General features: G+C 43.8%; 24 protein-coding genes and 1 pseudogene. 15 read left to right on the top strand and 10 right to left on the bottom strand.

What is annotated here, in order from left to right; genetic code table 11:
* The first annotated feature begins 56 nt into the window (after positions 1-56).
* The 13 genes from AAX10_RS05895 (at position 57) to AAX10_RS10605 (ending at position 10,724) form a co-directional block, all read left to right on the top strand.
* Entirely contained in the window at positions 57-893 is an 837-nt protein-coding gene (locus AAX10_RS05895; protein WP_046700118.1) for a YfgM family protein, read from the top strand.
* Between the two features lie 94 nt (positions 894-987).
* Positions 988-2,163, top strand: coding sequence for an outer membrane protein assembly factor BamB (gene bamB, locus AAX10_RS05890; RefSeq protein WP_046700117.1), 1,176 nt, complete (start codon positions 988-990; stop codon positions 2,161-2,163).
* 100 nt (positions 2,164-2,263) lie between these two features.
* Positions 2,264-3,679, top strand: coding sequence for a ribosome biogenesis GTPase Der (gene der / locus AAX10_RS05885; RefSeq protein WP_046698310.1), 1,416 nt, complete (start codon positions 2,264-2,266; stop codon positions 3,677-3,679).
* 45 nt (positions 3,680-3,724) lie between these two features.
* Positions 3,725-4,213 carry a DUF302 domain-containing protein gene (locus AAX10_RS05880; RefSeq protein WP_080947072.1) on the top strand — a complete coding sequence of 163 codons (489 nt, stop codon included), beginning with the start codon at positions 3,725-3,727 and terminating at the stop codon, positions 4,211-4,213.
* 605 nt (positions 4,214-4,818) lie between these two features.
* The gene (locus tag AAX10_RS05870; protein WP_080947071.1) at positions 4,819-5,187 is read left to right on the top strand and encodes an HvfA family oxazolone/thioamide-modified RiPP metallophore; all 369 of its coding nucleotides are present in this window, start codon (positions 4,819-4,821) and stop codon (positions 5,185-5,187) included.
* 92 nt (positions 5,188-5,279) lie between these two features.
* Positions 5,280-6,596: an FAD-dependent oxidoreductase gene (locus tag AAX10_RS05865; protein ID WP_193550988.1), complete on the top strand. Its 1,317-nt coding sequence runs from the start codon at positions 5,280-5,282 to the stop codon at positions 6,594-6,596.
* A 43-nt stretch (positions 6,597-6,639) separates the two neighbouring features.
* Positions 6,640-7,029, top strand: coding sequence for a rhodanese-like domain-containing protein (locus AAX10_RS05860; protein ID WP_046698307.1), 390 nt, complete (start codon positions 6,640-6,642; stop codon positions 7,027-7,029).
* Between the two features lie 10 nt (positions 7,030-7,039).
* Positions 7,040-7,240 carry a YgaP family membrane protein gene (locus tag AAX10_RS05855; protein ID WP_046700115.1) on the top strand — a complete coding sequence of 67 codons (201 nt, stop codon included), beginning with the start codon at positions 7,040-7,042 and terminating at the stop codon, positions 7,238-7,240.
* 16 nt (positions 7,241-7,256) lie between these two features.
* On the top strand, positions 7,257-8,165 hold the full coding sequence (locus AAX10_RS05850; protein ID WP_046700114.1) for an HvfB family MNIO-type RiPP peptide maturase: 909 nt from the start codon (positions 7,257-7,259) through the stop codon (positions 8,163-8,165).
* A gap of 35 nt (positions 8,166-8,200) precedes the next feature.
* Complete coding sequence (locus AAX10_RS05845; protein WP_046700113.1) at positions 8,201-8,992, top strand: HvfC family RiPP maturation protein; 792 nt, start codon at positions 8,201-8,203, stop codon at positions 8,990-8,992.
* A 17-nt stretch (positions 8,993-9,009) separates the two neighbouring features.
* Positions 9,010-9,648, top strand: coding sequence for an HvfX family Cu-binding RiPP maturation protein (locus AAX10_RS05840; protein WP_046700112.1), 639 nt, complete (start codon positions 9,010-9,012; stop codon positions 9,646-9,648).
* A 287-nt stretch (positions 9,649-9,935) separates the two neighbouring features.
* A complete protein-coding gene (locus AAX10_RS05835; RefSeq protein WP_046700111.1) occupies positions 9,936-10,523 on the top strand; it encodes a sigma-70 family RNA polymerase sigma factor in 588 nt (195 codons plus the stop codon).
* Between the two features lie 12 nt (positions 10,524-10,535).
* Complete coding sequence (locus AAX10_RS10605; RefSeq protein WP_036366339.1) at positions 10,536-10,724, top strand: zf-HC2 domain-containing protein; 189 nt, start codon at positions 10,536-10,538, stop codon at positions 10,722-10,724.
* A 15-nt stretch (positions 10,725-10,739) separates the two neighbouring features.
* On the opposite strand, the gene AAX10_RS05825 is transcribed toward AAX10_RS10605, so the two are convergent.
* Together AAX10_RS05825 and lpxB are read right to left on the bottom strand one after the other, a co-directional pair.
* Positions 10,740-11,468 carry a ribonuclease HII gene (locus AAX10_RS05825; RefSeq protein ID WP_046700110.1) on the bottom strand — a complete coding sequence of 243 codons (729 nt, stop codon included), beginning with the start codon at positions 11,466-11,468 and terminating at the stop codon, positions 10,740-10,742.
* Positions 11,465-12,664 carry a lipid-A-disaccharide synthase gene (gene lpxB / locus AAX10_RS05820; RefSeq protein WP_046700109.1) on the bottom strand — a complete coding sequence of 400 codons (1,200 nt, stop codon included), beginning with the start codon at positions 12,662-12,664 and terminating at the stop codon, positions 11,465-11,467. Before lpxB ends, AAX10_RS05825 begins: the two co-directional genes overlap by 4 nt.
* Positions 12,665-12,889: 225 nt before the next feature.
* Here lpxB and AAX10_RS05815 point away from each other — a divergent pair, with 225 nt between their 5' ends.
* Both AAX10_RS05815 and AAX10_RS05810 read left to right on the top strand, forming a co-directional pair.
* Positions 12,890-13,228, top strand: a complete 339-nt coding sequence (locus AAX10_RS05815) for a P-II family nitrogen regulator (RefSeq protein WP_046698300.1) — start codon at positions 12,890-12,892, stop codon at positions 13,226-13,228.
* Between the two features lie 81 nt (positions 13,229-13,309).
* On the top strand, positions 13,310-14,530 hold the full coding sequence (locus tag AAX10_RS05810; RefSeq protein WP_226997839.1) for an ammonium transporter: 1,221 nt from the start codon (positions 13,310-13,312) through the stop codon (positions 14,528-14,530).
* A 53-nt stretch (positions 14,531-14,583) separates the two neighbouring features.
* Here the strand turns inward: AAX10_RS05810 and AAX10_RS05805 are convergent, their stop codons facing one another.
* The 8 genes and pseudogenes from AAX10_RS05805 to AAX10_RS05770 form a co-directional block, all read right to left on the bottom strand.
* Positions 14,584-15,285: a Smr/MutS family protein gene (locus AAX10_RS05805; RefSeq protein WP_046698298.1), complete on the bottom strand. Its 702-nt coding sequence runs from the start codon at positions 15,283-15,285 to the stop codon at positions 14,584-14,586.
* A gap of 48 nt (positions 15,286-15,333) precedes the next feature.
* Positions 15,334-15,978, bottom strand: a pseudogene (locus AAX10_RS05800) (VTT domain-containing protein).
* Positions 15,979-16,403: 425 nt separating this feature from the next.
* Positions 16,404-17,246 carry a hypothetical protein gene (locus AAX10_RS05795; RefSeq protein WP_046698297.1) on the bottom strand — a complete coding sequence of 281 codons (843 nt, stop codon included), beginning with the start codon at positions 17,244-17,246 and terminating at the stop codon, positions 16,404-16,406.
* Positions 17,247-17,531: 285 nt separating this feature from the next.
* The gene (locus AAX10_RS05790) at positions 17,532-18,398 is read right to left on the bottom strand and encodes a DMT family transporter (protein WP_046700108.1); all 867 of its coding nucleotides are present in this window, start codon (positions 18,396-18,398) and stop codon (positions 17,532-17,534) included.
* A 52-nt stretch (positions 18,399-18,450) separates the two neighbouring features.
* Positions 18,451-19,836: a TolC family protein gene (locus tag AAX10_RS05785; RefSeq protein WP_046700107.1), complete on the bottom strand. Its 1,386-nt coding sequence runs from the start codon at positions 19,834-19,836 to the stop codon at positions 18,451-18,453.
* A gap of 3 nt (positions 19,837-19,839) precedes the next feature.
* A complete protein-coding gene (locus AAX10_RS05780) occupies positions 19,840-21,780 on the bottom strand; it encodes a MacB family efflux pump subunit (RefSeq protein ID WP_046700106.1) in 1,941 nt (646 codons plus the stop codon).
* Position 21,781: 1 nt separating this feature from the next.
* Positions 21,782-22,939, bottom strand: a complete 1,158-nt coding sequence (locus AAX10_RS05775; RefSeq protein WP_046700105.1) for an efflux RND transporter periplasmic adaptor subunit — start codon at positions 22,937-22,939, stop codon at positions 21,782-21,784.
* Positions 22,940-23,208: 269 nt separating this feature from the next.
* Positions 23,209-24,288: a 3-deoxy-7-phosphoheptulonate synthase gene (locus AAX10_RS05770; RefSeq protein WP_046700104.1), complete on the bottom strand. Its 1,080-nt coding sequence runs from the start codon at positions 24,286-24,288 to the stop codon at positions 23,209-23,211.
* Positions 24,289-24,355: the final 67 nt, after the last annotated feature.

Genomic DNA, 24,355 nt, shown 5'->3' with positions numbered 1-24,355 from the left:
CTGGTCGATTATTGATTAATATTTATGGCAAATTTGCCAACTGATAGGATAATGGCATGACAAAAGATTCGTCAAACATGACAGACAACCAGGCTATGAGCGCACTCAAAAAACACGGCAGTACCATCATATGGGTGATCATTGCTGTGCTTGCAGGTTATTTTGGGTGGGAGTATTATCAAAAGAACTACGCCAAAGTTGATACTGTCGCTGCGGATATGTATACTAACATCGATGAGCGTAATGAGGTGATTAAGCTTGCCAAGCAAAATCCCGACCTAGACGCTGCAGCTCAGGAAAGTACCGCTAAGGACGAAGCGGCATTATTCGCTGACATTGATAAGTTAGTCGCTGAGCATCCAAATACTGCATATGCATGGCAAGGCCTGATGTTGAAGGCGCGCCATCAAGCGGATGCAGGCAAGCTGACTGAGGCTGTCACAACGCTTGAGCAGGCACAATCGCTAAAACTTGATGATCAAGGCTTGGCAGCGATGACAGATTTGCGCCTAGGTCGTGTGCTGCTTGACAACAATGAAGTTGATAAAGCGCTTGAATTGGTAAATAAAGAGTTGCCGGCAGCGTTTGAGGCGTCACGTCAAGAGTTGTTGGGTGATATTCACATCGCCAAAAATGACACCGAGAATGCCAAGAAAGCTTATGTGGCAGCATGGGAGGCGCTACGCGAACGCCAAGAACAGCGCGCTGTATTAAGCCTGAAATTGCAGTCGTTGGGCGCTGAAGTAACACCGATCACCCCAAGAACGCCTGTGGTCGCAACGCCTGTGCAAGTCAGTCAGCCTAAGAGTGCTGAAGCTACCCAAGAGGGTGGTGATGAAGCTGAAGCACCTGCCCAAAACTTAGAAACACAAAACACACAAATGGGTAATTAGTCGTTATTAAATCAGCTTTATAATGATGAGCGAATAATCACCTCAAAAATTGCTGCAGCGCACAGTTGGCGGCTATACAGTATAAGGATAAAATATGCACACTCGTTTTGTAAAAACTGCTCTGGTCTGCGCATTAAGTGCGGTGGCTTTGGTTGGTTGTGGTAAAGGCATTAAGGCAGAAAGCAAAAAACCTGCCAAATTAATCAAAATCAGCGCACCTGTTGCGGTGCTATCACCTGTGTTTAGTGCATCTCTAGATCAAGGTCGTAGCATGATGAAAGGCAGCCGCGCCAGCAAAAAAGACGTGGTTGATCTACAAGTTGCCCAAACAGGCGAGGGTCTGATTGCTGCTAGTCGTGGCGGCATCGTTGCCTTATTAAATGGTAAGCAAACCGTCTGGTCGGTAGATCTTAAAGAAGCCATCACCAGCGGTGTAGCATCTAATCAATCAGGCAGCGTTGCCATCGTTGGTACGCGCTCAGGTAAAGTGGTTGCCATCAATGCTCAGACGGGTGCGATCGTGTGGGAGAAGGCACTACCAACATCTAGCCCAACCCCAGCACTCATTACTAACAATCGTGTCCTACTGTCAGGCAATAATGGAACGCTTTATGGTCTAGACCTGCAGACAGGTACAGCCATGTGGCAGTTTAGCACGCAGAATGTCGATGTGAGTGTACGCGGCGCCGCTAAGCCGCTACATTTGGATGAGCAGACAGCGCTATTTGGTACAGCGGATGGTCGTATCCATGCGATTAACCCTGCTTCGGGTACGCCATTATGGACGCGCCGTGTGGGTATGGCGACTGGTGGCAGTGCGGTTGAGCGCATGAGTGATGTGGATGGTACGCCATTGGTGGTAGGTCGGCACTTATATGTGACAAGCTTTAGTGGTCAATTGGCGGCTTTTGACATGTCAACAGGTCGCCCGATGTTCGTAGGCGAGATTTCAAGCACGAAATCGCCGACTGTTCTTGGTGAGGTGCTTGTAGCCACAGGGGTTAATGGTGATGTTAAGGCCTTTAACCGCTTGACAGGCGAGACGTTATGGCTAAATGAAAACCTAAAATACCGTAAGCTTACCAATCCTGTTACTGTGGGTAATCATGTCGCGGTTGGTGACTATGATGGAGTGATTCATCTGTTCGATGTCAATGGCAACATCGTAAGTCGCGCTGAGACTAAGGGTCAATTAACCAGCCTGCAAGTCAATGGTAATCGCCTATATGCTCAGAGTGCGTCGGGCGTAGTGAGCGTTTGGCAGTTTTAGGTTTTTTAATTGACCCTTTTCCTTTGCTGTCAAATGATGGCAAAGGATTTGGTGTTTTTATTTGATTGTAAATTTATTTTTTAAATAATTTTGAGAGATTATGAGTATTAAACCTGTGGTTGCCTTGATTGGCCGCCCAAATGTCGGAAAATCAACCCTATTTAATCAGCTGACCAAGTCTCGTCAAGCGCTGGTCGCGGACATGGCTGGTCTGACGCGCGATCGTCAATATGGCGATGCGCATTTTGGGAATAAGTCATTCATCGTCGTGGATACAGGCGGTATCGGTGAAGCGGATGATGGTACGGGCAACATCGACGACTACATGGCGACTCAGTCTTATACCGCCATTCATGAGGCAGATATCGTTGTCTTTGTGGTTGATGCGCGTTCTGGCTTGATCGGTGCGGATAGCGAGATCGCCAGATTCTTGCATACTCTGGGCAAGCCGGTATATCTTGTGGCGAACAAGATGGATGGCGTACATGAAGCCTCGTCGGCAGAGTTTTTTGAATTGGGTTTTGGTGAGCCATTTCCGACCGCTGCCAGTCACGGTAAGGGTGTTACTAACCTTCTAGAAGTCTTAACGGCTGACATGCCAGAGGATGAGGCTGATGATAATGATGATGATAGCCTAAAGCTTGCTATTATCGGACGCCCGAATGTTGGTAAATCAACACTGGTCAATCGCCTACTGGGCGAGGAGCGTGTGGTCGTCTTTGATATGCCGGGCACTACCAGAGACAGTATTTACATTCCTTTTGAGCGTGAAGGTCGCAAATATACGCTGATCGATACGGCGGGTGTGCGTCGTCGCGGCCGTATTGATGAGAAGGTTGAGAAGTTCTCTGTTGTTAAGACCTTGCAGGCCATTAAGGATGCGAATGTCGTTGTCGTTGTGGTTGATGCCAAAGAGGGTATCGTCGATCAGGATCTGCACATGTTAGGCTATGCACTCGATGCAGGTCGCGCGATAGTGATTGCCATTAATAAATGGGATGGCTTGTCCCAAGACCAAAAAGACTATGTTAAGCTTGAGATTGATCGTCGCTTTAACTTCGTGCCGTGGGTGAAGATTCATCTAATCTCAGCGCTGTATGGCAATGGTGTGGGCGAGCTTTATCCGTCAATTCATAAGGCGTATGATGCATCGATGTTCAAGGTGTCCACGTCTCGTCTGACGCAGATTCTACAAGATGCCGTGCAAAATCACCAGCCACCAATGGTCGGTGGTCGTCGCATCAAGTTAAGATATGCACACTTGGGCGGGCATAATCCGCCAGTGATCGTCATCCATGGTAACCAGACTTCCGCCTTACCAAAGAGCTATCAGCGTTATCTTGAGAACATCTATCGCGATGTGTTCAAACTAGAGGGTACGCCTTTGCATGTTGAATTTAAGCAGAACGCTAACCCATACGAAGGTAAGAAAAACCCTAAAATTAAAAATAAGGCGAAAGTCATGCGTGAACGTAAACGCATTGCAGAATTTAAGAAACGCGATAAGAAGCGCTAGATTTTCCATCTAGTTAGTAGAATTAATTTTTGAGAGTGTATTGTAATGAAAACTTTACCTGCATTAATTGTTGCCACCATGCTTTTGGGTGCGTGTACTAGTCTGCCTGACAACCCCCCAAAAACATCTGTCGTTCATGCGGAGAATAAAATCATGAAGCAGCAAACCATCAAAAGCAAATACAGCTTTGAACAGACGGTTGAGAGATTAACTGCTGCCATCCAAAGCAAAGGTATGGCGGTATTTTCGACCATCGACCATCAACAAGCCGCCAAGGAAGCGGGTCTTGATATGCAGCCTGCGACCGTTATTGTGTTTGGCAATCCAAAAGCGGGCACGCCATTGATGATCCAAGAACCCACCTTTGCGCTGCAGCTACCATTAAAGGTGTTAGTGACACAGGTGGGTGATGAAGTCTTGGTGAGCTTTAACGACACTAAGGCGATGATTGAGCAGACGAATATTAATTATGCTCAGGTAGAGAACACTTTGGCGGGTGCTGAGAGATTGATCATTAAAACTGTCAGCGAATAATAGAGTAGCTGATTAAAAGCGCCTCGATTCACTTGAATTTGTATCTTTGGCACTCATTATAGAGGCAATTGGGCGCTTTGGCGCATTTCATCCATCCAGATAATAACGGGAGTAAAACAATGTCTATGTATTGCAATACTTGTAGATTTACAAGACCGACCGTTTTGACTGTCTGGGTGATGACTGTGTGATGTGATTAGACGTGACTTCAATGCGGTGCAAACCTTCTTTCGGGTTTGCACTTTTTTATTGTAAATTTACAATATAAACCATGAATCGAGTGAATTTGAGAATAAAAATATGAAAACACAAAAGCAACTCATCAAGCTTGGCGAGAAATTGGCAAACTGCCTAATTTGTCCAAGTGTAATTAAAACGCGCAATCAAACTGCACTAAATCCTTTGTTGAAGAAGGGTGGTGTTCATGATAAAGACAACCCCAAAACACGCCATAAAAAAGAGCGTGCCAAAATACGTTTGCACCTAAAACATAGGGGGTATGACAACAATTTTTAAAAATTTTTCAAACTTTTTGTAAGATATTTGCCCCACGTCCGTCTAAGGTGTATCATAAAATGGTTTATGATGTTTAATTGGAGTTTATCATGTCAAATCTTAACCGTAAAATCACAGGTCTTGCCGTAGCAACCCTACTTGCCACAGGACTTACTGCTTGTAAAGAAGAAAAGGTAGAAGCACAGCCCATGGAGCAAGGCTACCAAAATGCCGAGCCAGATCAGCCTGCTACTGCCGAGCCTAACACCGCTACCGCCACCGCTACCAAAACCGCCGAAGGTAAATGCGGTGAGGGTAAATGTGGCGAAGCAGCGTGCAGTGCCACCATGACCGATAAATCAGCCAATGCAGGTTGTGGGGCAAGCACCGCTACTGCTACCGCCGACAAATCAGCAACTGCCAGTTGTGGGGCAAGCACCGACAAAAACGCTAATGCCAGTTGTGGCGGTAACAAATAAATAGCGGTTTAGGCTTGCATGACAAGGTTTTGGGAATTTTTCATAACCTTGTCATGCCCTAATGATTTTGGCAAATAAATTGGAGAAAAAAGATGATACAAACCAAAAACTTAATCATCGGCTTTGGTAAAGCAGGCAAAACGCTGGCAGGGCTGTTTGACAAACAGGGCGAGCGCACCATTTTGGTTGAGCAATCGGACAAAATGTATGGCGGAACGTGTATTAACGTGGGCTGTATTCCGTCAAAAAAACTGATTCATGAAGCCAAAACAGACAGTTTTGCTGTTGCCATGCAGGACAAGGACAAACTCATCTCTGCCTTGCGTGAAGCTAATTTTAACAAAATCAATGATTTACCAAATGTAATCGTCATCAATGCACAAGCGAGCTTTGTTGATGACAACACTGTTGCCCTATCCACAGGCGAGACGGTGCGTGCCGAGCGGATTTTTATCAACACAGGCACGACCCCCATTATGCCACCGATTGCAGGCGTGGACGGCGAGCGTGTTTATGACAGCACGGGGCTTTTAAACTTAGGCGACAGCCAAGCGACCGCCCCCAAGCGACTGGTTATCGTGGGTGCAGGTTTTATCGCCCTTGAATTTGCCTTTATGTATCGCGCTTTTGGCAGTCAAGTGAGCATTGTTGAAAAATTTGACAGCTTTTTGCCAAAGATTGATGATGACGTGCGTGCGATTGTGCTTGACCTATTAAATGAGCGCGGCATTACGGTGCATTTAGGGCAAGATGTCCAAGAATTTAAACACCTAACAGAGCATACCCAAGTCATCACCGATAAGATGACCCTTGACGCTGATGCTGTGCTTGTCGCCATTGGCAGACGACCTAACACAGATGGTCTAAACCTACAAAACACAAGCGTACAGCTAAGCGAGCGTGGCTATGTGGTGTGCGATGACAAACTAAAAGCCACCGACCACATTTGGGCGATGGGCGATGTCGCAGGTTCACCGCAGTTTACCTACATCTCGCTTGATGATTATCGCATTGTGGCGGATGATTTGTTTGGGAGTGGCACACGCCACAGAGCCGACCGCCACACTTTCCCAACGAGTGTTTTTATCACACCGCCTTTATCACAAATTGGCCTGAGCGAAAAACAAGCCAAAGACAGTGGCAAAAATTACCAAGTGGCAACCTTGCCCGCCCAAGCCATTGTCAAAGCCAAAATCACAGGCAATACCAAAGGCTTATTAAAAGCGATTGTGGATAAAGACAATAACGAGATTTTGGGCGTTACGTTGTTTTGTGAAAATAGCCATGAGATTATCAATTTATTTAAATTGGCAATGGATAATGGCGTTAAAGCGGATTATTTTAAAGAGCAAATTTTTACGCACCCGACCATTAGCGAATCATTAAATGATTTATTTGCCGAATTTTAATCGTTTTAAATAAGTTTAATTGGTGTAATTTAGAAGGTGTCTTATGAAAAAACTCACTCTTGTCATTGCAATTAGCATCTTGGGATTAACTGCGTGTAACAGTTTTGCCAATACCTCATCAAAACAAAACAATGCCAAATCTCAAACCCAAACTCAATCACAAATCAAACCAAAAGCAAAAGGCGTTTGGATTGATGTGCGTAGCCCAGAAGAATATAAGGCGGGGCATTTGTCAAATAGCGTCAATATCCCTGTTGGCGATATTGCATCAAGGATTTCTGCCATTGAGCCTAATAAAAACAATCCTATTAATCTATATTGCCGAAGTGGCAGACGTGCCGAAGTTGCTCGCACAGAACTCTTAAAATTGGGCTATACCAATGTTACCAATCACGGCGGCTATGAAGACCTAAAACAACAAGGCTATCGTTAAGAGGTGTTTTATGAAAATCAATGTTGGTAAACCTGATAAAATCGTACGAATTGTTTTGGGTGTTGTTATTATTGGCTTGGGTACTTATTTTGGCTCGTGGTGGGGAATTCTTGGGCTTGTACTGTTATTAACAGGCTTTATGAATTTTTGCCCCATTTATCATATTTTGGGCATCAGCACTTGTAAATGCCATGTTGATAACAAACCCTAATAATTAGGAAAATGACATGATAAATAAAAGATCATTGCACGGGGCAGGGCTTGGCTTTCGCCGTGAGTTATTGCCACAAATGTCTCTTGATGATGCCAATGCCGTTCATCAATTAGGCCAGATTGATTTTTTTGAAGTGTCGCCTGAAAATTGGATAAACTCCCACGGAATTATGGGCGGACGTTTTGAAAATATCTTGCGTGCTTATAGCGAGCGGTTTTCTTTTATTTGTCATGGACTTTCTTTGTCTATTGGCAGTTCAAAAGAATTGGACGTGGCTCATGTCAATAATATTAAGCATTTTATGAAGTCGCATAACATCAATTTATTTACCGAGCATTTGTCTTGGTGTAGTGATGACAAAGGGCATTTGTATGATTTATTGCCTATTCCTTGCACCGAAGAAGCGGTATTTTGGGTTGCCGAGCGTATTAAAAAAGTACAAGATATTTTAGGCTCTCAAATTGGCATTGAAAACGCCTCATATTATTATCTACCGCCCCAAAGCCAAATGTCCGACAGTGAATTTATTTCTGCGGTGGTAAAAGAAGCTGATTGTTTATTGCATTTAGATGTGAATAATATTTTTGTCAATAGCCAAAACTTTGGTTTTGACCCACACCAATATTTGCGTGAATTGCCGCTCGAGCGGACGTGTTATTTGCACGTTGCTGGGCATTATGTGGATGATGACGGCTTGATTGTGGATACGCATGGCGATAGTGTGGTGGAGCGTGTTTGGGCGTTATTAAATGACGCTTATGGTTTGATATTTGCCAAAACAGGTAAAACGGCAGATAAGATTCCGACTTGTTTGGAGCGTGATTTTAATTTCCCAGAACTTAGCGAGCTTACCCGTGAAGTTAAATTCATTCGGGAAATTCAAGAACGCCCCAAAAATAATTCTACATTTAAATTGGCCTAATTATTTTAATGATAACTTAATAAAATGGCATAACAATGATGATTGATAAAGCACCCAAGTTACGCATCTTTCAGCGTGAATTTGGCGATTATATCCGCAAACAAAAACACGATAATACCGATACCGTGCCTGCTCGTGTGGGGCAATTATATCAAAATCTGATTTATAATAATGTCTCTGGCTTTGTCAATCAATGCTTTCCCATTACTCGCAGTATTATTGAGACGCATTTTGGCATATTGGTTTGGCAAAATCTGATTAAAGATTTTTTAAAACATGGCGATATGGCAAGTCCGTATTTTAGTGAAATTACCGAGCAATTTGTCGGCTATTTGACCGATGATGTTTTGACAAAATTTGATTTACCCATTTATTTGTCAGAGTTTGCTCATTATGAATGGGTGGAATTGTTTGTAGATAATCTACCGAACAATAATCCCAAGCCTATTTTAATGTATCAAAATGAGTCTATTTTTATCAATCATACCGCCCAGATTTTATATTATGAATGGGCGGTGCAGGATATTAGCGTGGCATTTTCCCCCAGTCAAAAAAACCCGACTTTTTTGGTGGTGTATCGTAAAGTGGTGGACGGTACATTCAAAACGGCATTTATGACCATAAGTCAGCTTAGCTTTATCATACTAACCTTTATGCAAGAAAAACAAAATGAAGAGGTATGTTATCAAAATACAAATGAGTTATTGGCAGAGCTACAACGCACCTTTGAATTAAATGATGAGATTTTTGATAATATCAAAACTTCGTTTGATGATTTGGTCAATACAATGATTGATAATCAAATTTTTTATAACCAATATTTTTAATAAAAATAAGGTAAATTATGATAAAAAAATACAACGCTTATTATAATAAATTTGTTGTAAATTTAAATAAATTGGACTTTTTGCCATTATTCGCCATTCGTCTTTATCTTGCCCCTGTGTTTATTATGGCAGGGCTAACCAAATACCGTTCGTTTGATGATACGGCACAGTGGTTTGGTAATGCCGATTGGGGGCTTGGTTTGCCATTTGCGTCCTTTTGGGTGGCTATGGTGATTGTTGCTGAATTGATTGGTGGTGTGGCGTTATTACTCGGCGTGGCGACTCGTTTTTTTGGCGTGTTATTGGCAATCACAATGGCGGTTGCGATGATTCTTGTGCATTTAAAAAACGGCTGGCACGCCATTACCCCAACCGACCCTGCGACCAATATCGCCCAATTATTTGGTGGATTGGGACAGGTAAGTTTGGATAATTCCATACAAGCGAGCGAGCGATTAAATAAAGCCCGTGAAATCTTACAAGCGCATGGCAATTATGATTGGCTGACCGAAACGGGTAATTTTGTGGTTTTAAATAATGGCATAGAATTTGGCATGACTTATTTTATCATGTTGCTTGTGCTAATTATTTATGGGGCAGGGCGTTATATAAGCATGGACTTTTGGATAAACAAAAGTCTGCCAACTTTGAAATAGTACTGTGTCAAACTCGCTCACAGTGAGGGCGTGCTGAACCTTTATAACACAATTTAAAATTTAGAAATCTTGTGAAAATAAAATGATGTTTTTGCATGAAAAATGGCTAAATCTTGTTTTTCTGCGTCAAAAACTGGTCTGATAGAATGACTATCAGCCTTAAGTTTTTTCCTTGAAAAACGTGCGATTTTTCTCATTTTTCATTGCAAATATAAAAGTTCAACACGCCCTATTTGTACAGCTTCGCTCGTTTTCCTTGTCTTATTTCAAATTTTTTTGACTTAAAAATGCACCAAACACAATTACGCCAATTTGATAAAAAAAGCATGGACGAGATCTATCAGTCCATGTTTGCTTTTGCGTATAACCAATTAAATCACGAACAGCACGCCAAAGACGTGGTGCAAGATGCTCTCTTAAATGCCCTAAAATATGCCGATAGTTTCCAAGGAAAGTCCGCCTTTAAAACATGGGTATTTGCCATTTTAAAAAATAAAATTGCCGACTTCATCCGCCAAAACAAACATTATGAAGTCATGAGCGATATGAGTGAAAATAGCGATGAAGAATTTTTGGCAATGCTGTTTGATGATATTGGGCATTGGCAAAACGGTTCATCGCCAAATGCCTTTGATAATCGCTGGGCAAGTCCGCATGAAACAGTTGAAAATGATGAATTTTGTCAAGTATTGGAACTTTGTTTGGAGAATCTGCCCAAAGAGCAGGCACAAGTTTTTTTGATGAAAGAATATATAGAATTGGGTAGTGATGAGATTTGTAAGAATTTAAATATTACTCGACAGAATTTATATGTGTTATTGCACAGAGCCAGATTAAGATTGCAAATGTGTTTGTCGGTAAAATGGTTTGTTTAGGGGGGGGATACAATGAAACGATTAAAGAATTGCCAAAAAATGACTGAATTGATGAGCTTATCACAAGAAGAACCATTGACTTTATCCCAAAAAATGACGGTGAAATTTCATCTTTTGATGTGTCCTGAATGTCGTAGGTTTGATGATAATAATCGGGTGTTAAAAGAGATGATAAAAAAGCATAAGAATTTAAAGGGATGATTTGTTTTAAAGCGATTAAAAAAGCTGATTTGATAATATTGTCCGCATGGGATTAAAGCTCTTGCGATGTTCGGGCAATATCCCATGCTCATAAATGGCGGTGGTATGGGCTTTACTGGCATAGCCTTTGTGCCTGTCTAGCCCATAATCAGGATAAATTTCGGCATAGTCATTCATGGCAGTATCACGATGAACCTTGGCAAGGATACTGGCACAAGCGATAGACGTGTGAAGGCTGTCGCCCTTGATGAGCGTGTGAATGCACGGCTGAAAGTCGCCAAAGTCATCGGATAGGGTGGGCGCAGCATTGCCGTCTATCATGATGATAAGGTTGTCGTTTTTGCCAATGTCATTTAACGTTATCAAGTGTTCAATCGCCAATCTCATGCCAAGTAAAGTCGCTTGATAAATGTCAATGGCATCAATCACATAAGCAGGTATATCAATCACAGCATAGCTTTGGCAGGTTTGTTTAATCGGGTCAAAGACCAAATTCCGCTTTTTTTCAGACAGTTTTTTGCTGTCATTGATAAGAGCAAGGGGCGTATTTGTCAGGTCAATTTGCCCAAATTCGCCCGTCAAATCATTATCCAAAATCACCGCCCCAACGGTCATCTGCCCAAACAGTGAACCCCGCCCCACTTCATCAATGCCGATGACAAAGGTGCGTGATGTAGGTTCGTGATTTTTGTGGGTGACAACGGTGCAGGCGTGAGTGTGCGTGTTTAGAGTATGGGCTTTCATGAATGTTGATAATGAGTCAATACGGTTTCGGCGGCGTTATGATGACTGTCCTTACGTAGTGTGGCGGTTGTTTGTTGTAATTTTATGATTTGTGCGTTAGGGTCGCCTAAAATTAGTTTGACTTCTCTTGCGATATTAGCTGCAGTTGCGTCATGCTGGATTAACTCAGGTACGATTGGTTTTCCTGTCTGCCCGTAGGATAGGATATTTGGCAGAGATACATAGGGAATTTTTACCAGATGCTTGGCGATGGTGTAGGTGAGATTGCTAAGCTTATACACCACGACCATAGGGCGGTGCAGCAGCAATGTCTCAAGCGTGGCGGTGCCCGATGCCAACACCACCACATCAGATGCCATCATCACATCATGACTGATCGGTGTATCCTCGCCATAAACGACGTGGGCATGGGGCAGCAGATGAGGCGCACGCTCAAATAACATCAACTCTACCAGCCGCGCGTGTTCTGCATTCACTACGGGCAGCACAAAACCCACGCGATCATCAGCAAGCTCATCCATGCTATCGATAAGCAGTGGCAAAATGGCGTGAATCTCAGAGACGCGCGAACCTGCCATCATGCATAGAATGGTCTGGTTATTAAGCTTCTTAAGTGATGGAAAACTGCCACGATGATGACTGATAAATTCCGCCTTAGTCTCATCGAGTGCTCGTTCATCGGCTTGTAGCTTGTCTAGCAGTGGATGACCGACGCAGACAGCAGGGTGATTATGCTTGGCATATACATCAAGCTCAAAAGGAAAGAGGCACAGCACCAGGTTGGTGGCGGCTTTGATGGTGTGAATTCGACTCTCTCGCCATGCCCACACGCTCGGGCTGACCATCTGCACGCAGAACACACCTTTTGGTTTAAGAACTTTGCCCAGTCTTAAATTAAAATCAGGCGCATCAATGCCAACGAAAATATCAATGCTCTGACGATCAAATTCTTCTAATATCTCACGTCTGGCTCGCAATAAATCAGGCAAATGCTTGACGACCTCGGCAAGACCCATCACAGAGAGCCGCTTCATGTCTATGATGGAGCGCAGCCCTAATTTTTGCATGCTTTGACCGCCTACGCCTACCCAGCAAATGTTTGGGTGAATGGCGTTCATCTGATGCATAAAATCCGCACCCAGCGCATCGCCTGAGACTTCACCTGCCACGATGCCGATGGTAAGCATGTCTGTCATAAGTCACCCAATTATTATAAATAAATGCCATATTTTACGAATTTCTAGGAATGCTTGCAAACAAATTCGTGAAAATTTTACATATTATTAAATTTTATATAGTCATAATTTAAATTAATAAATAACCAATTTTTTATTAAGATAAACCATTTTTTATTTTATGTAATCTTTGGCATACTATGACTTAATTAATAAGTTTTAATTATGTAGTCATAGGAGTTAGTTATGAAATTAATCACCGCCATCATTAAGCCGTTCAAATTAGACGATGTTCGCGAGTCGCTGACATCGATAGACATACATGGCATGACGATCACAGAGGTTAAGGGCTTTGGTCGTCAAAAGGGTCATGCTGAGATTTATCGTGGTGCTGAGTATGTGGTGGATTTTTTGCCCAAGCTAAAAATTGAAGTGGCTGTTAGCGATGATTTGTCTGGTGAAGTGGTTCACACCATCACAAACGCTGCCAATACAGGTAAGATTGGCGATGGTAAGATTTTTGTACAGCCACTAGATGAGATTGTTCGTATTCGTACAGGCGAAATGGGTGAAAATGCTTTATAAAACTAATAAGGGGTAAAAGCAATGAGAAATTCAGTAGGTCGATTTGGTTTGGTGGGAGTGGGGCTGTTACCTGCCTTGGCGATGGCGAATGAGTCGGTATTAGATACTGGTGATACAGCTTGGGTGTTGACAGCGACGGCGTTGGTCTTAATGATGACCATTCCGGGGCTTGCACTGTTCTATGCTGGTATGGTGCGTAAGAAAAATATCCTATCTACCATGATGCATAGTCTGGGTGCTGCGGCTGTTGTTTCGATTGTGTGGGTTGCGGTTGGTTATTCGTTGGCATTTTCAGAAGGTGCCATGAATACATTTGTGGGTGGTCTTGATCATGTGATGCTGCATAATATTGGGCTGGATGAGTTGGATGGCAGCATTCCCAAGCTATTAACCGTAATTTTTCAGCTGACATTTGCGGTTATTGCCATGGCGATCTTAGCGGGTTCTTTGGCTGAGCGAATCAAATTTGGCTCATTCATGGTGTTCGCTGCGGCTTGGACGCTACTGGTGTATGTGCCTGTATGCCACTGGGTGTGGGGTGGCGGTTGGCTAACTGGCGATGCGCTAGACTTTGCCGGCGGTACGGTGGTTCATATTAATGCGGGTGTGGGCGGTCTGGTGCTGGCTTATCTGTTGGGCAGTCGCCGTGATTATGGTAAGGGCAATCTTGCGCCTGCGAATCTGGCATTAACACTCATCGGTACAGGTCTGGTTTGGGTGGGCTGGTTCGGCTTTAATGGTGGGTCTGCGCTCGGCGCTAACGGTAATGCGGTGATGGCACTCATCACCACTCAAGCAGCTGCGGCAGTGGGTGCAATAGCTTGGCTGATGGCAGAATACGCTAAGCGCGGTAAAGCGTCTGCACTAGGAGGAGCGTCTGGCGCTGTGGCAGGCTTGGTGGGGATTACACCTGCAGCAGGCTTTGTGGATGTGTCTGGTGCGATGGCGATTGGTGTATTGACTTCTTTGGGGTGTTTTGTGATGATTTATTATGCCAAAAAACGCCTGCGTGTGGATGATGCACTGGATGCGTTTGGGCTGCACGGTGTGGGTGGCATCATTGGTGCGGTATTGACAGGGGTGTTTGTGAGTCCTGCGCTATATCCCCAGATTGTCGATGTGTCGTTATTAAAGCAGCTTTGGCTACAGGTTGAGGGTGTGATTGCTACCTTAGTGTATGGCGGTGTGATGACATTCATGATTGGCATCATTATTAAGAAGACCATGGGTCTGCGCGTGGATGCCGAAGAGGAATATCAAGGTCTTGATCTGGCCATCCATGGTGAGAAAATAGCAGATTAGCAACCTTAATCATCAAAAAACCAGTCACAATGACTGGTTTTTATGTGTTTGCTTTATTCACCAAGTCGATTGCGCTTTAGCAGAACCAACACTGCACCATTGCCACCATCGTTGGCAGGGGCGGATACGAAAGCGATGACGTCAGAGATTTGGCGTAGCCAGCCGTTCACACAGGTTTTGATGATCGCATCTGTGCCTTTGCCGTGGACGATTTTTACGACGGTCTCGCCATTGCTCATTGCGTTTTTGATGAGGGTTAGTACGGCATTGCGGGCGTCTTCAATGCTTGAGCCATGTAAATCCACCGCATCATACCAGCGTAGTTTGCCTTGTTTTAGCTGTTCGAAGACTTTATTTTGAAGGGTTGGGTTCTTATGGCTTAAAAATGCCTCGCCTGCCACAGGGTTAAGTAGTGCCTGCATGTCGGACAGATTAACACCAGTCATCTCCTCACCGCCTTCAGCATTGGCGCGGCGATAGATGGCATTATCGTCTTTTTTGGGTTTTTGGGCGATGGTTTTTTCGTTTTTTAGGGGTTGGACGCCACTCATCGCTTGCATGAATAGCACCTTGTCTTCATCGATGAGTGCGTTGTCAAAGCGTTTGACTTGATTGGCAACTTCTTTTTTGCCCATGACATTGGCACTGGTAGGTTTGCCGTTGCTGTCAGTCTCGGGTTTGATGGATGATTTGCCACCCATTTCTTTGAGCTGGGTTTGGGCGTCTTTGGAGAGTAAGTCTTTAAATGTAGTCATGATGATACCTGTCGTTACACAGATGAGTGATTAAAAATAGATGAGTGATTAAGCCATGGGTTTAATTTTTTGCTTGATAAAATTAATGGCAATCGGCAACACGCTAAATCCGATAATGCTAAAAATCACATAGGTAAAATTATCTTTGATGACGGGCTGATTGCCAAAAAAATAGCCGAGTAGCACAAAGGATGTAATCCACAAAAATCCGCCAATGACGTTATAACTGATAAGCCGCTTATAATTCATGCTCCCTGCCCCTGTCACAAGGGGGCAAAGGTGCGAGCAAAAGGCAAAAAGCGGGCGAAAATCACAGTTTTGCCACCGTGTTTTTCAAAAAAATGCTTGGGTTTTGAACAGGTAGTCTTTGTTAATAAGACGGTAATTTTTTTCAAAAACTCTTGGACCGATGTATTTGCCAATATGATAGCTAAGCGTATCGCCAAGCACCGCCGCCACAAAAAGCAGAGCGATAAGCAGGGCAGGATTTAGCTTGCCTGTAAATGCCGCCAATGCCCCCACCGCAAACAGCAAACTATCCCCCGGTAAAAACGGCATGACCACCAAGCCTGTCTCTACACAAATAATCAAAAACAAAATCCCATAAATCCATATTCCATAATCCGCCAAAAAGACGGCTAAGCGTTCGTCAATGTGCAAAATAAAATCAAAAAGTTGTAAAATGCTGTACATGTGGGCAGAACATGAAAAGGGAATAAAAACGGATAATTATAACATATTTTGGTGTAGCATTGGTATTTTGTGCTGAACAAATGTAAAAAGCTGGATTAAAATCATTATGACAACATAGAGCGTATAACAATTGTTTTGATGAGTTGTATCAAATTTTAGGGTTGATGGGTGCATTTATACCAAAGGAGCTTTAAAAGTGATTTAAACAAATCATTACACTATATAGATAAAATTGTGATTTGCTCCTACAAAATCGTATTAATTTTTTGTTTAGTTGGTTTATGGAGATATGGCTTTTGAATTTGTGCGGTGTGGCTAAACCAAAATTCCCCAATCTCAACAATGTGTCATATCATTGATGGATGGGGAAATTTTTAGTTTTGTTGGTTTTAATGTCATTGAGATGACAATATCGCAAGTGGCACTTAAAATGAATATTGCAATTTAAACCCAACTTCGCTAGTTTGGTTTTTAGGCTCGCTATAGGTTGCTACACCTGAATCGCCGTTTTCATCAGTTTCAATACGTTCAAAAGTACTAGAAGTGGGGACACGCCAACCACGATAATAAGGAGTATAACTGATTTTGGTTTGATTAGAAAATTGTTTGCTGATGGGCAATTCTATTTCAAAGCCACGAGCATTGTGTTGTTTTAAGGTGACGGTGCCATCACTCAAATAAGAGTATTGGCGACCGTAAATGCCTTGATTGTAAGCTATTTTTGGTGCAAATTCAAATCCATGAGCAAGCCCCACTTTTACACCCAAGCCTATTTGTGTGTAGGCGGTTTTGTTTTTTCTATTGTAATCCTCTGAATCTATGCGAGAACTTAAATCTTGTAAAACACGGTATCCCAAGCCAGACTCACCAATAACGCTGACATTGGGGCGAATCGATTTTTCATAAACATATAATGAACGAATATCATAAGAGCGACGAGGTGCACCTTTTTGATGAACTGAACCGTAGGGGGTGCCTTCAGGGTTTTCTGAACTGGGGTTCTCTCCGCCTGTATAATCAACTTTACCCTTGGCGTATCTACCTTCTATTTTGATGGCATCTTTTTCATTAAAATGGTATTTGATAGAGCCGTTAAATGCGTTTAAGTTTCCTCGTTGTTGCATGAAACGTTCGCCGTTTTCATATTCTCGGTAGGTTTCCTGATAACGCTCAACACCCAAACCGACCTCGACTGGGTTTTTTGCGTGTGTCAAGGATGTGTATAATGCCCCACTTGCAATGAGGGCGATGGTTGTAATTTTTTGCATGATTTACCTCACAATTGGATGAATAAAAAGAGTTGTTGGGGCGTGTTTGAAGAGGTTATTTGATGAATTTAAGATAAATTATTGATAATAAAATCATTTTTTTATTGTAAATGTCAAAATAATAATACATGCCCCGATGTGGTTGTGTTTTTGGAATGAATAAAACATAACCTTATTATTAGTGTGGAATATTATAGCATAATAAATCAATAAGTGTAAACATGTGAACGACTAAAATAAAATTTCAATATGGTAATCGTTCGCCAATGATGTGATTGATGTGTCCTACTTCTTGGCACTAATAATGCCACTTACCATGATGATGACAATGCCTAGCAATGCCCATGCGTCAAGTCGTTCACCAAACCACATCACCCCAAATATCATCGCAAACACCACGCCCAGATAGTTTAGCACCGCCACGACAAATTTTTGCCCAACTTGATAGGCATAAGTCATTAAAAGTTGCCCTGCTAGGGCGGTAACACCAATGCCAGCAATATAAGGCAGACTTGCTAGGGTCACAGGCGTAAAGCCAAAATACCACGCCAAAACGCCCGATGTCAGCGTGGATAATAATGAAAAATAAAACACAATCCGCCACGCAGGTTCACCAAGCAAACTAAGCTCACGCACCTGTAGATAGGCATACCCACTGATCGCGCCACTGGCAAGTCCGATGAGCATGGCGAATGTATCACCGCCTGTGGTGGGTTTTAGTAGAATCACCACACCAATGAAACCCAAAATCAAAGACAGCCACGCCATGAGTGATGGTTTTTGTCTTAGGATGATGATGGAGAGTAGTCCAAGGAATATCGCTGAAGTGTTCTGCAAGGTGCTTGCGGTTGCTAAGGGTAGGTGTAGCACTACATAAAAATTCATCAATAGGGCGATAGAGCCCGCCAACGAACGCCAAAAATGCTCTTTTGGGTAATTGGTGCGAAAGCCTCGACCTTTAAGCCAAGAAAATCCACCCAATAACACCAAGGCGAACGACACTCGCCAAAAGGTCAGCTCATAGGTGTTCATGCCAAATTTCTGCCCAGACAGCTTGATAAACACAAGCATTAAGGCAAAGGCAAGGCTTGCCAGCACCATGTAAAATGAGCCAAAAAACGAGCCTTGATTGGGATTGGTGGGATTAGACATGGTTTTTAGTTTTAAGTTGTGATTTAAAAGCGTTATAAAGGACAGGTATGTCCTAGCGTGATTCATTTGGCAATCCACCCACCGCTTGATATACCGCTATCCAATTAAGCACTTGATTGATGGCATTATCGGTTAGGGCGGTTTGGCTTTGGCGGTGGGTTTCTTGGTGTTCTGCCCATTCTTTGGTGGAAATAAGCCCCAATTCAAGGCGTTTTTGTTGGTGCGTCAATTGCTCTTTTGCCAATTTTTGAGCGGTTAATAAAACATCGTGATTGTCTTTGCCATTTTTCCAAGCATTTAATTTTTGTTGTACGTCACTTAGGGCTTTATGAGTTGTGTCTTGATAATTTAAGGTGGCGATATACTCATCAATCTGGGCGATGTTGATGTTGTGCTGGTATTCTTTATAATTAAGTTGGGGGATATTTAACGAAACACCCCAATTTAAGACAGGCACTTTTAATAAATCGAGTAAATTGGGTGATTGGGCGGTTGCCCCTGCACTAAATACAAGGGTGGGATATTGATTTTTTTGTAGTAGATTTTTTTGTTCGAGGCTGATTGCCAATCGCCAAAGCAAGGCTTGCAAATCAGGGCGGTTTAATATTGCATTGGCATTGATGTGATAAAAATCATGGGGAATTTTTGGGATTTGATGCTGATTTTTTAGGGTGGTAGGTAATTTATCCATATCAACGTGAGCGAATGATGAAAGGTTTGCCAAACTGTCATTTTTTTGATGCTCTAAAATTAGGGCGGTTTGTTTTAGATTGTTTAGGGTTTGTTCGATGGCAACCAAATCGGCTCTGGCAATTAGCCCTAAATCAACTTGCTTTTTTAGATATTGTTGTTGTTTTTGTTGAAAGGTTTGGGCTTTTTGTGCGTTCATAAGTTTTTGGTTAATGCCAATCAAGTTGATATATTCTCGCACGGCATTAGCGCTTAGGCTCAAAAACAACGCTTGGCGGTCGGCTTGGACGGCATGGGTCTCCCATTCGGTTAGGTTTTGTTGTAATTGCAATTTTCCCCACAAATCCACCTCCCAACTGGCACCCAGATTAACGTCAAAGCCTCGTGAATGCGTGGTTTCGCCTGTCGATAGCGATTTTTGGGTTTGGCGGTTGGCGCCAGCTTGGCTATTTATCAAAAATCGCTCTTGAGATTTTTGTTTGTTAAGCAAGGATTTTTGTAGGGTTAATGTTGCCACCGACAATTCTTGATTGTGCTTGACGACCTTTCTCATATAATCATCTAACACCTCATCGCCAAACACCGTCCACCAATCGTGATGACAAATGGGGTCATCAATCGTCAAACAATGGGCGGTATTGTCCACCATGATGGGCGTGGGGGTGGTGGGTTTGGGTAGTGGGGTGCTTTGACAAGCGGTTAGGGTAATGATGCCTGTGATGATGATTAGCTGTTTGATACTATTCATTATTTATCCTTTGTTTAATGCTTCGATGGGATTTAGTTTTGCCCCTTTATGAGCGGGCATTAGCCCAAAAACAAGCCCAATCAGGCTAGCACAACCCACCGCAAGGGCGATGGAAGTTGCCGAGAAAATGACTTTAATGTCAAAGAGTTGTAACAATCCACCAAGCCCAAACGCCAAAAGCACCCCAAGCACACCGCCCAACGCACACACCACCATCGCCTCGATGAGAAATTGCCAAACGATGTCGCCATAAGTTGCCCCCACCGCCATACGCACGCCAATCTCGCCTGTGCGTTCGGTAACGGAGACGAGCATGATGTTCATCACGCCAATCCCACCAACCAGTAGCGAGATAACTGCAATCGCCCCGATGAGTAAGGTCAAGGATTGGGCGGTTTTTTCGACCGTTTTGGCAAGGCTGTCGCTGTTAAATAGGGTAAAGTCTTTTTTGCCGTGCCGTTGGGTTAAAAGCTGGTTGATGCTTTCGCTGGCAAGGGCGGACGACTCGTTTGGTTTTAGTAGTACTGTAATGCTGTTTAGGCGTGGCGACTCGCCTGCAAAGCGGGCTTGGTAGGTACGATAGGGAAGCCATACTTTGAGATTGCGGTCAAAATTGCCCTCAATGCCATTGTATTTAAATACGCCCACCACTTTGGTCGGTACACCATTTAAGATGAGAATTTGCCCCAAAGCGTTATTTTGTTTGAAAAAATTTTGTTTGGTTTTTTCGCTGATGATGACGTTTTGGCTAAAATTATCCAGATCACTTTGGCGAAACATACTCCCTGTGACAAACTGCACATTTTGCAAACGATGATGGTTTAGCCCCACGCCGTCCACCTGCACGCCTTTGCTGTGATTGCCTACTTGGGCGGTCATACTCATGCTCAAATCTGGCGAGGTACTGGCGACAGAGGGTAATGTTTCGAGTGCATACATGTCATCAAAGGTCAAATCATTGGGCGGCGTGGTGTCGTCCTCGTTGTCACCACCCATAAAGACGCTGATGGTTGATGAGCCCATGCTGTTGATTTGGTTTAAAATTTGCTGTTTTGAGCCGTTGCCAAGTGCCACGATGAGTACCACAGAGGCGATGCCAATGATGATGCCAAGCATGGTCAAAAGCGTTCTCATTTTGCTGGCAAGCATGGTCAAAACCGCCATGTGAAAAGCCTCTTTGATACGACCGATGGCCTGAAAATTTAGCGTGCGGTGGGTGTTTTGTTGAAAATCTTGGGTGGTGTTTACAGTATCATTGCTGTTGTTGTCATCGCTGATGATTTGACCGTCTGCGATGGTGATGATACGGCTGGCACTTTGGGCGATTTTAGGGTCGTGGGTTACTAGGATAATCGTGTGTCCCTCACGATTTAACTCGGTCAAAATTGCCATGACATCACGGCTACTTTGGCTGTCCAACGCCCCTGTGGGTTCGTCCGCAAAGATGATTTGTCCGCCATTCATCAAGGCACGAGCGATGGATACTCGCTGTTGTTGTCCGCCTGAGAGCTGGTTGGGATAATGGTCGAGGCGTTGTTCTAGCCCTAGTTTGGCAAGTAGGGCTTGGGCTTTTTGCTCACGAGTTTTTTGACTCACCCCTGCATAGATGGCAGGCATGGCGACGTTGGCGGTGGCGTTGAGACTGCTAAGCAGTTGATAACGCTGAAAAATAAAACCAAACTTATCTCGCCTTAGGCTTGCCAACTGCTCGCCGTCCATCTCTTGGGTGCAAAGACCGTCAATCCGATACTCGCCTGATGTCGGTGCGTCCAGACACGCCATGATGTTCATGAGTGTGGATTTGCCAGAGCCTGATTGCCCCACGATGGCGACCATTTCTCCTCTATAAATATCAAGGTCAATGCCTTTTAACACTTCTAGGGAGTCATCACCAAAAGCGAAGCTTTTTTTGATGTTTTTTAGTGATAAAATGGGTGTTGCCATGTCATAGCCCTATGCTGACACTTTCGACCGTGCCGTCTGAGGTGGCGACCACCACTTTTTCGCCCTGTGTTAGTCCTGATAGCACTTCGGTAGAGAGCTTGTCGTTGATGCCTGTTTTGATGGTGCGAGTCTCGATGGTGGGGGTGGAGCTGTATTCATCATCAATGACTTGCACCTCAAAGGTGTCATCAGAGAGCTGTTTGCTAAGTGCGGTCATAGGAATGGTGAGTGCTTGCTCTTTTTTGTCAATGACGATAGTAACGTTTGCGGTCATGCCGATAAAGAGTTCATGATCGGGGTTTGGGACACTGAGCAGTCCATAATAATACACCGCCCCTGATTGAGCAGTGGTATCAATGGGGAACAATTCTAAATCTTGGAGTGTGGCCTCAAACTGTCGATTTGGTAAGCCCAAAATAGTAAAGTGGGCATTCATGCCTGTTTTTAGCTTGGGAATGTCCGCTTCGGAGAATTTGGCTTTGATTTGCACCGTATCAATCTGAGCCAGCCTGATGATGGTTGGCGATGACTGCATGGCGTTGATGTTTTGACCCTCTTTGGTAACGACCGCCACCACCACACCATCCACGGGGGCGGTAATGCGAGTGTAGGCAAGGTTAGTTTTGGCGGTGGCGATTTTGAGTTTGGCTTGCTCAAGCTGAGCCATGCTTGCACTTAGCTCTTTTTGGGCGGTGGATAGTGCGCTTTTTGCTTTTGTGTAGTCTATTTTTGCTACCACGCCTGCTTGATAGCCTTGCTTTTGTTGGTTAAATTCATGCTCGATTTGAGCAAGCTGGATTTTTTTGATGTCGTGCTGAGCAAGCAAGGATTTGTAGCTTGCCTCATCATCTTTTAGGGCATTTTTTTGCTGAGTGGCATCGATATCGGCGATGGGTTCGCCTTTTTTGACCCGTTGTCCTAGCTTAACGTGCAGTCTGTCGACACGCCCCGTTGCCTGAGCCCCCACGTCAATCAGCTCCTCGGCATAGACTTGACCGCCTGCGATGACAGTACTCTCGATGTTGGCAAGCCCAGCGGTGTGCGTGAGGTATTGCTCTTTTGGTGGTTGTTTTTGGTAAAAAAAGAAAGTAGCACACGCCACGCCAATCATCAAAATGATGATGATAATCAAGGGTTTTTTGAATTTTTTGTTTGTCATAATGTATGATGTTAAATGAATATCATTGTTATTATACAAAAAAATTCACCATAATAAAAGTATGGGATTGCCATGTTTTGGCTGTGAGTAATGGCTTAAAGATAAATTGAGCTGGGTTTGATTTTTCAAGCAAAAACAGGCGGTATACTTTACAGGTTGGATGGTTGTAAAAGGTCGGGTATTTCTTAATGTATTCAATTTGGTTTACCTATAAATAAAGGCGAATCGCTCCGCCTTTATTTATGGATTTAAGGTTTTAACCGCCAGTTTTAACGATTTGGCAAATGCTCTTTGACGTCTTTGGCAAATTGACGTAACACGTCCACTGTGCTACCCCAATCCAAACAGCCGTCCGTTACCGATTTGCCGTATTCCAATTGGCTTAGGTCGGCAGGGATATTTTGACGACCACCTTTTAGGTGGCTTTCAATCATAAGACCCATGATAGATTTGTTGCCTTTTTGGATTTGTCTTGCAATGTTTTGGATAACCATCGGCTGTAAGTAGGGGTCTTTGCCAGAGTTGGCGTGGCTTGAGTCTACCATGATTTTGCCGTTGGTTTTGCCAAGGGCAAGCTCGTTTTCGGCGGCGGCGATGGCAGTCTCATCATAGTTGGGCTGGTCGTTACCACCACGCAAGACAACGTGGGCGTATTTGTTGCCTTTGGATTTGATGATAGAGACTTGCCCGTCTGATGACAAGCCTAAGAAACTATGCCCTGATTTTACCGCTTGCATGGCATTTACCGCCACGGTCATGGAGCCGTCCGTACCGTTTTTAAAACCAACAGGGCAAGATAAGCCACTTGACATTTCACGGTGAGTTTGTGATTCGGTGGTTCTGGCTCCGATGGCTGACCAGCTGATTAAGTCCTGCATATATTGGGGGGTGTTGGGGTCTAGGGCTTCGGTGGCACAGGGCAGACCTTTTTCATTGAGTTCCAAAAGAAGCTTACGAGCCATGCCAAGCCCCTTTTCGATGTCGAAGCTGTCATTCATGTCAGGGTCGTTAATCAGACCTTTCCAGCCTGTGGTGGTGCGGGGCTTTTCAAAATACACACGCATGACGATGAATAACTCATCTTTTAATTCATCCGCTAAGGCTTTTAGCTTGTCCGCATACTCATGGGCGGCATCGACATCATGGATAGAGCATGGACCCACCACGACCAGGATGCGCTTGTCTTCGCCATCTAGGATGTCTTCGATGACTTTACGGCCATGAAGGACGGTATTAAAGGCTTCGCTGGTTAGTGGGTAGGTGCGTTTTAGTTCTGCGGGGGTGATGAGCGGTGTGATTTTCTCGATGTTCACGTCGTCGATTTCTGTATGATGAGTTAAAAATGACATAGGGCTACCTTATGGTTGGCAGTGCTTGTTGCGGTACACAAATACACTCAAATAAAAATGCAACCAT

Origin of the sequence: Moraxella bovoculi, from assembly GCF_000988745.2 — a bacterium.
Classification (GTDB): domain Bacteria; phylum Pseudomonadota; class Gammaproteobacteria; order Pseudomonadales; family Moraxellaceae; genus Moraxella; species Moraxella bovoculi.
This window is presented reverse-complemented; position numbering and strand designations above follow the sequence as displayed.

Coding starts and splice junctions, on each gene's coding strand:
- AAX10_RS05895 (WP_046700118.1), top strand. CDS start 57: ATGACAAAAGATTCGTCAAACATGACAGACAACCAGGCTATGAGCGCA.
- bamB (WP_046700117.1), top strand. CDS start 988: ATGCACACTCGTTTTGTAAAAACTGCTCTGGTCTGCGCATTAAGTGCG.
- der (WP_046698310.1), top strand. CDS start 2,264: ATGAGTATTAAACCTGTGGTTGCCTTGATTGGCCGCCCAAATGTCGGA.
- AAX10_RS05880 (WP_080947072.1), top strand. CDS start 3,725: ATGAAAACTTTACCTGCATTAATTGTTGCCACCATGCTTTTGGGTGCG.
- AAX10_RS05870 (WP_080947071.1), top strand. CDS start 4,819: ATGTCAAATCTTAACCGTAAAATCACAGGTCTTGCCGTAGCAACCCTA.
- AAX10_RS05865 (WP_193550988.1), top strand. CDS start 5,280: ATGATACAAACCAAAAACTTAATCATCGGCTTTGGTAAAGCAGGCAAA.
- AAX10_RS05860 (WP_046698307.1), top strand. CDS start 6,640: ATGAAAAAACTCACTCTTGTCATTGCAATTAGCATCTTGGGATTAACT.
- AAX10_RS05855 (WP_046700115.1), top strand. CDS start 7,040: ATGAAAATCAATGTTGGTAAACCTGATAAAATCGTACGAATTGTTTTG.
- AAX10_RS05850 (WP_046700114.1), top strand. CDS start 7,257: ATGATAAATAAAAGATCATTGCACGGGGCAGGGCTTGGCTTTCGCCGT.
- AAX10_RS05845 (WP_046700113.1), top strand. CDS start 8,201: ATGATGATTGATAAAGCACCCAAGTTACGCATCTTTCAGCGTGAATTT.
- AAX10_RS05840 (WP_046700112.1), top strand. CDS start 9,010: ATGATAAAAAAATACAACGCTTATTATAATAAATTTGTTGTAAATTTA.
- AAX10_RS05835 (WP_046700111.1), top strand. CDS start 9,936: ATGCACCAAACACAATTACGCCAATTTGATAAAAAAAGCATGGACGAG.
- AAX10_RS10605 (WP_036366339.1), top strand. CDS start 10,536: ATGAAACGATTAAAGAATTGCCAAAAAATGACTGAATTGATGAGCTTA.
- AAX10_RS05825 (WP_046700110.1), bottom strand. CDS start 11,468: ATGAAAGCCCATACTCTAAACACGCACACTCACGCCTGCACCGTTGTC.
- lpxB (WP_046700109.1), bottom strand. CDS start 12,664: ATGACAGACATGCTTACCATCGGCATCGTGGCAGGTGAAGTCTCAGGC.
- AAX10_RS05815 (WP_046698300.1), top strand. CDS start 12,890: ATGAAATTAATCACCGCCATCATTAAGCCGTTCAAATTAGACGATGTT.
- AAX10_RS05810 (WP_226997839.1), top strand. CDS start 13,310: ATGGCGAATGAGTCGGTATTAGATACTGGTGATACAGCTTGGGTGTTG.
- AAX10_RS05805 (WP_046698298.1), bottom strand. CDS start 15,285: ATGACTACATTTAAAGACTTACTCTCCAAAGACGCCCAAACCCAGCTC.
- AAX10_RS05795 (WP_046698297.1), bottom strand. CDS start 17,246: ATGCAAAAAATTACAACCATCGCCCTCATTGCAAGTGGGGCATTATAC.
- AAX10_RS05790 (WP_046700108.1), bottom strand. CDS start 18,398: ATGTCTAATCCCACCAATCCCAATCAAGGCTCGTTTTTTGGCTCATTT.
- AAX10_RS05785 (WP_046700107.1), bottom strand. CDS start 19,836: ATGAATAGTATCAAACAGCTAATCATCATCACAGGCATCATTACCCTA.
- AAX10_RS05780 (WP_046700106.1), bottom strand. CDS start 21,780: ATGGCAACACCCATTTTATCACTAAAAAACATCAAAAAAAGCTTCGCT.
- AAX10_RS05775 (WP_046700105.1), bottom strand. CDS start 22,939: ATGACAAACAAAAAATTCAAAAAACCCTTGATTATCATCATCATTTTG.
- AAX10_RS05770 (WP_046700104.1), bottom strand. CDS start 24,288: ATGTCATTTTTAACTCATCATACAGAAATCGACGACGTGAACATCGAG.